Below are 5,515 nucleotides of genomic sequence, written 5' to 3' on the forward strand. Positions count from 1 at the left end.
TCCACGAACCACTCCCATTCGCAGCCTGAACACGGGAAAGGCCCGCAGCCACACGGCTACGGGCCCACACCCGCGCCCGTGCATGGTCGACCTGGTGCTCGCTGTCGGCAGCGGAAGTCGATGGCCCCGGCACGGATCGGGACTCACCGCCGGATGGCCGACAACGGCTCCGCTGGAATTGACCCGTCGCCAGAAAGCCCGCTGAACTGGCTAGATCTCGCATCACAGGTGCGCCGAGGCTGCCATCCCCGCTGCCGTGATTGATGCCGCCAGCCTGATCGCCAGCATCGCGGTCGCCGCCGTGACCGTGTCGTCCTTGCTGCGGCTACCATGCTGCTACCAGCGCAAATCAGAGCTGCGGTCGTTGCCGCGATGACCGGCGCCGTCGCTGCTGCCCACTCCTCCTCCGCGCGACCGCCACGGTCACCGCCGCCGCAGCGGATCGTCGCCGCGGACACCCGCTGCCTCTGCAGCGGAATCCGCAGTGGTGTGCGCGAGCCGGGCGAGCAGCGAAGCGGCAGTGTCAACCCGGCCCGACCAGCCACCACTTCCAGCCCACACGCCCGCACCCCAGCCCCGCCCACCAGCCAAACCTCCATGACCTCGCCAAACGGACCTCCCCGCCCCTCACCCACCGCAACCCCCGTCACTCCGTCGGGCGATCCGCTTGTTTGCCCGCCTGGTCCAGGGGATCGTGGTCTTTCGGGCATCCGGGTGGCGGTGCCGACGCCCGTCCCGGCCGCACTGCTAATGTTCATCACGGAACTTGCTTGAAGGTTTGACGAAAAGGATCCGGCGAGGGGAAATGGCGGAGCGGTTCGAGTTCGTCCTCGAGGTCTTCGAAGCACTCGTCGTCGGGCGGGCTACCGGGGGCGATGTCCGGCGGTACCCGCTTCGGGCCGGGAACCTGCCCACTGATCCCGTGCGGTTCGTGCGCGTGGCTCGGCAGGTTTACGACGCGCTCGAGGAGCGGCGGCTGTCCGTCTCCGGTGAGCTGCACCCCGGGGTCCGGGCCGCCTTCGAGCTGCTCGCCGAGCCCCGGGTTTCGGTCGCCGTCAGCGGGATCGATGGGCTGGGGGCCGATGTGGCCGTTCTCGTCGTCAGTGACGGTGCCCAGGCGCTCGGGATCACGCAGGCCCCGGACACCGATGACCTGCTTTTCTCGCTGTTCGCCGACGAAGACCTCGTCGAGGTCGTCACCGGGGTGCTGCCGCCGGCTCCGGCCGCCAGTACCGGGAAGCACGTCGTGCACCGGGCCGCCGGGCGGGAGGTTTCCGCCATGACCGCGAAGCGGATCGCGGACGCCGAGTTCGACGAAGAAGAGACCGATGCCTTCGGGATGATCGAGGTCAAGGCCGTCGTGCGGCCCGGGCGGCGGCCGCCGGCTCCGAAGCCGTCCGATGTCGCCGTGCTCGAACGGGTGCTCGCCGAACCTCGGCTGGGTGGGGGGCACATTGCCGTCAGTGCGCAAGGGCGGCGGGGCGAACGCCTCGCCAATGAGCCGCTGAGCTGGCTCGACACCGCCGATGGGCGATACCTCGTGCACACCCGGACGGGTGAGGGCGGGGAACTCACCGCGGAATACCTGCCCGCCGGGCGGGCCGACCTCGCGCGCGCCATCCGCGACGCGATCGCCGCTGTCTACTGATCGGGGAGGAACAGTCCTGATGACCGAAGAGACCGCGGCCACGACGCAGGCTCTCCAGGCCGCCGTGCAGCTGCAGAACGCCGCGACCCCCGAGGCCAAGACGATGGCCGCCGTGCGGGTCGGGCTCGCCGGGGCGCAGCTGAAGCGGCTTGCCCAGAGCGGTGGCTTCGCCATCGACGACACCACGGGCAACCAGCTGATCGAGGCGCTCGAAGGCGTGCTCGAGTCGCTCGAGCAGCGCTGGGCGAACCTGCAGCGGCTGCACGACGCGCCGGCGATGAGCCGGACCGCCACCGGCCAGTGGGTGTCCGCGCACATGGTCAGCACCGCCGCCGACGAACACGGCCTCGTCACCCAGCTGCAGGCCGCGCGGCAGGAGTTCCCGACCTACATCGAAGCCATCCGGCTGGCCAAGAAGAACTACAAGTCCCGGGAAGAGACCACGCGCACGACGCTGACCTCGCTTCCGACCGCCGACCAGAGCTGAGGGAGACCGTGGCACCCACCGCCGAGTCCGTCTCGGACCCGTCGTCCCCGGACTACAACCCGCGCAGTCCGCTCTACGACGTGACCGCCGATTCGTCGTCCAAGTACTACGTCGGGCCGCTGAAGACGGACAACTCGCCGTCGGGCGATCAGATCCGCGAGATGGCCACCAGGCAGGTCGACGACGAGATCCGGGCCGGCTGGCTCGGCCCCGTCGTCGACCCCGTGCTGCGCGACCGGAAGATCCAGGAGCTCTACCAGCAGCACCTCGCCGACGCCAAACACGGCCTCGACGAGGGCCTCGCCATGCGCGAAACCGGTGGGGCGCCGCGCACGCTGTGGAACAACGCCAGCCACGAACAGATGAACGAAGCCATCACGCTGGACGCCAACCCGGCGACCGTCGCGGAAACTTCGGAAGAATGGGTGAGCGTCGGCAACGACCTCGGCACCCACCAGAAGACCCTCGCCGACGCCATCAACGCCAGCACCGACAACTGGCAGGGCGACGCCGGGGACGCCGTCCGCGAGCACCTCGCTGGCGTCGGCAAGTGGCTGGGCGCGACCGCGCAGGGCGCCACGCTCGCCGGCCGGCAGCAGGAGATCCACTCCCAGGCGCTCAACGAGACCCAGCGGCAGATGGTCGCGAACCCGCCGGTGCAGTTCGACCTGCAGTCGACCAACCAGCGCCTGATGTCGATGACCGACCCGGTGCAGTACGCGTCGGCCGCGGGCGAAGCCATGCAGACCTACCGGGCGCAGCAGGCCGCGCGGGAGCACGCCGCGCAGATCATGACGCAGTACGACGAGACCATCGGCAGCGCGGTCGCCACCCCGCGGTTCCCGGCCCCGCCGAAGCTGCCGACGGCGACGGCGACCAGGCAGAACGTCGTCGCGCGCGGCGGCTCCGGTGCGGGTGGTGCCGACCAGCCGCTGATGGCGCGGACCGCGTTCGACGGCGTGACCCCGCAGACCCCGCTCGACGCCAACGCCGCGGCGCTCGGCGGCGGCGCGGGCGGCAGCGGAGCGGGCATCCCCGGCGACGGCTCGGGCGCCGGCGGCTCCGGCTTCTCCGGCAGCGGCATCCCGGGCGCCGGCGACGGCTCGGGCGGCGGCAGCGGCTTCTCCGGCAGTGGCATTCCGGGCAGTGGCATTCCGGGAAGTGGCACCCCCGGCAGTGGCATTCCGGGCGGCGGCTCCGGCTTCTCGGGCAGTGGCATCCCCGGCGGCGGCAGCGGCGGCAGCGGCGGGGGTGGCGCGGGCTTCACCCCGCCGAACTTCGACGTCCCCGGCACGCCCACCGGCGGCAACTTCAGCGGCGCCGGCATCCCCGGCTCGTCGCTGCCGCACTTCGACGACTCGACGACGTCGTCGGGCTTCACGCCGTCGGGCATCGGCGGGGGCGGGGGCACCGGCGGCAGCGGGTACACCCCGCCGCCGATCCCGAACATCCCGGACATCTCCGGCGGGGGCGGCGGCACCGTCCGCGGCGGCGGCCCGATCCCCGGGTTCACCCCGCCCGGCATCGACCCGATCACCGGCCTGCCCACCGGCACCGGCGGCCTCAACACGCCCGGCGGCGCCAAGATGCCGACCATCGGGCGCGGCGGCGGGATCAACGGCGAGAGCATCGCCAGCCGGCTCGGCGGCCTGGGCGGCGGCGGGGGCGCCGGCGGCGGCTCGCTCGGCGGGATCGGCGGCGGCTCCGGGGCCGGGGGAGCCGGTGCCGGCGGTGGCGTGCGCGGCACGGGTGCGGGCAACCTGAGCGGTGGTGCCGCCTCGGGCGCGGCCGCGGAAGCCGAAGCGGCGGCCGCGCGCAACGCGATGTCGGGCCGTGGTGCGGCCGGCGCGGCGGGATCGCCGGGCATGGGCGGCATGGGCGCCGGCAAGGGCGGCAAGAAGGAAGACGACAAGGAACACAAGGCGGCCGACTACCTCGAAAGCGACGACCCGAACTTCTTCGCCGGCGAAGAGGCGGTCGCACCGCCGGTGATCGGGGACTGGAAGAACCAGGATTGGAAGTGACGCCCGTGACGGCCCCCGGATTCGAGGTCGAACCGGATGACCTCGTCGCGCACGCGAGTCACGTCGAGAGCCTGGTGGACCGGCTCAACACGGCGAGCTCGGCGGCGGACACGGCGATGTCGGACCACGCCTACGGACTGCTGTGCGCGTTCCTCCCGCCGATCATCCGGCCGACGGGTGAGGAGGCGAAGGACGCGCTGACGGCGTCGGTCGAAGGCGTGCGCGGGCTGGCCGACAACGTCACGTCGGCCGCGAAGTCCTACCGCGAAGGCGAAGAGGGCAACGCGCAGCCGTTCGAGCGTCAGCTCGCGTCGTCTTCGCGCACGGTGGATGAGAAGGTGCGGTCATGACGGGGCCCAACGGGCTGGGGGACCTGATGCGGGACCCCGACGAGACGATCCGCCGGATGGACGACTGGGCGGCCGGGTTCGCGGCGAAGGCCGAGCGCTACCAGGCGGCGCAGGAGGAGACCGAACGGCTGCGGCTGACCGCGACCAGCTCCGACGGTGCGGTCAGCGTGACCGTCGGCGCGGACGGCACGGTCACCGACCTGACGTTCTCGAACAAGGTCAAGTCGTTCCCCCTGGACGAGCTGTCGCGGCAGATCTTGACGACGATGCGCCGGGCGCAGTCCGGTATCGCCGACCGCGTCGCCGGCGTGATGGCCGAGCGGCTCGGCGACGAGGACCCCGAGACCCGCGGCGCGCTGCTCGACTCCCTGCGCGGCCGGTTCCCGGACCCGGACGAACCGGACGAGCAGCCGCCCGTCCCGCCCGCACCGGTGCCCCCGGCCCCGTCGGGCGGCGCGGCGGCCGTCCCGCCCGCTCCCGGAACCCCGCCGACGCCGCCGCGGCGGCCGGCCACTGCCGACGATGAGGACAACAATCCGTGGTGAATCCGCTGGTCGCGGAGACGAAGGATTCCACGAAGGCGTATTCGGGCATTTCGCTGCTGGAGTCGGCGAACGACCTGAAGTCGGCCATCGAGAGCGGGGACTGGGCGTCGGTGGCGCTCGGGGCCGTCGGGACGGCGCTGGACGCGCTGTCGATGGCGATGGATCCGTTCGGGGCGATCCTCGCCGCCGGGGTCGGCTGGCTCATGGAACACGTCGGCCCGCTCAAGGAAGCCCTGAACGGTCTCACCGGCAACGCCGACGAGATCGCGGCGCAGTCGGAGACGTGGAAGAACGTCGCCGCCGAGCTGGGCAGCATCGGCGAAGACCTGACCGGCATGGTCAAGGCCGACACCGTGTCCTGGACCGGGAACGCCGCGGACACCTATCGCCAGCGCGCCCAGGACACCGTGACGCTCCTGGAAACCGCGCAGAAGGGCTGCGAAGGCGCGTCCAGCGGGGTG

6 protein-coding genes are annotated in these 5,515 nt (G+C 72.1%); all 6 read left to right on the forward strand.

Annotation, left to right across the window (positions count from 1 at the left end; genetic code table 11):
- Positions 1-805: 805 nt before the first annotated feature.
- Complete coding sequence (locus tag C2L58_RS15240; protein ID WP_103338233.1) at positions 806-1,648, forward strand: ESX secretion-associated protein EspG; 843 nt, start codon at positions 806-808, stop codon at positions 1,646-1,648.
- A 19-nt stretch (positions 1,649-1,667) separates the two neighbouring features.
- Entirely contained in the window at positions 1,668-2,135 is a 468-nt protein-coding gene (locus C2L58_RS15245; RefSeq protein ID WP_103338234.1) for a hypothetical protein, read from the forward strand.
- An 8-nt stretch (positions 2,136-2,143) separates the two neighbouring features.
- Positions 2,144-4,159: a hypothetical protein gene (locus C2L58_RS15250; protein ID WP_103338235.1), complete on the forward strand. Its 2,016-nt coding sequence runs from the start codon at positions 2,144-2,146 to the stop codon at positions 4,157-4,159.
- A 5-nt stretch (positions 4,160-4,164) separates the two neighbouring features.
- Positions 4,165-4,509: a type VII secretion target gene (locus tag C2L58_RS15255; protein WP_103338237.1), complete on the forward strand. Its 345-nt coding sequence runs from the start codon at positions 4,165-4,167 to the stop codon at positions 4,507-4,509.
- Positions 4,506-5,054 (forward strand): YbaB/EbfC family nucleoid-associated protein, encoded by a 549-nt coding sequence (locus C2L58_RS15260; protein ID WP_103338236.1) that lies wholly within the window; start codon positions 4,506-4,508, stop codon positions 5,052-5,054. Before C2L58_RS15255 ends, C2L58_RS15260 begins: the two co-directional genes overlap by 4 nt.
- Positions 5,048-5,515, forward strand: a 468-nt coding sequence (locus tag C2L58_RS15265; RefSeq protein ID WP_146073604.1) for a WXG100 family type VII secretion target, incomplete at its 3' end; no start/stop codon positions are given. The genes C2L58_RS15260 and C2L58_RS15265, both read left to right, overlap by 7 nt.

This window comes from Amycolatopsis sp. CA-126428, assembly GCF_002904335.1.
In the GTDB taxonomy this organism is placed as follows: Bacteria; Actinomycetota; Actinomycetes; order Mycobacteriales; family Pseudonocardiaceae; genus Amycolatopsis.

Bases quoted from the DNA above. Each gene is read 5' to 3' on its own strand.
- C2L58_RS15240 (WP_103338233.1), top strand. From the start codon at position 806: ATGGCGGAGCGGTTCGAGTTCGTCCTCGAGGTCTTCGAAGCACTCGTC.
- C2L58_RS15245 (WP_103338234.1), top strand. From the start codon at position 1,668: ATGACCGAAGAGACCGCGGCCACGACGCAGGCTCTCCAGGCCGCCGTG.
- C2L58_RS15260 (WP_103338236.1), top strand. From the start codon at position 4,506: ATGACGGGGCCCAACGGGCTGGGGGACCTGATGCGGGACCCCGACGAG.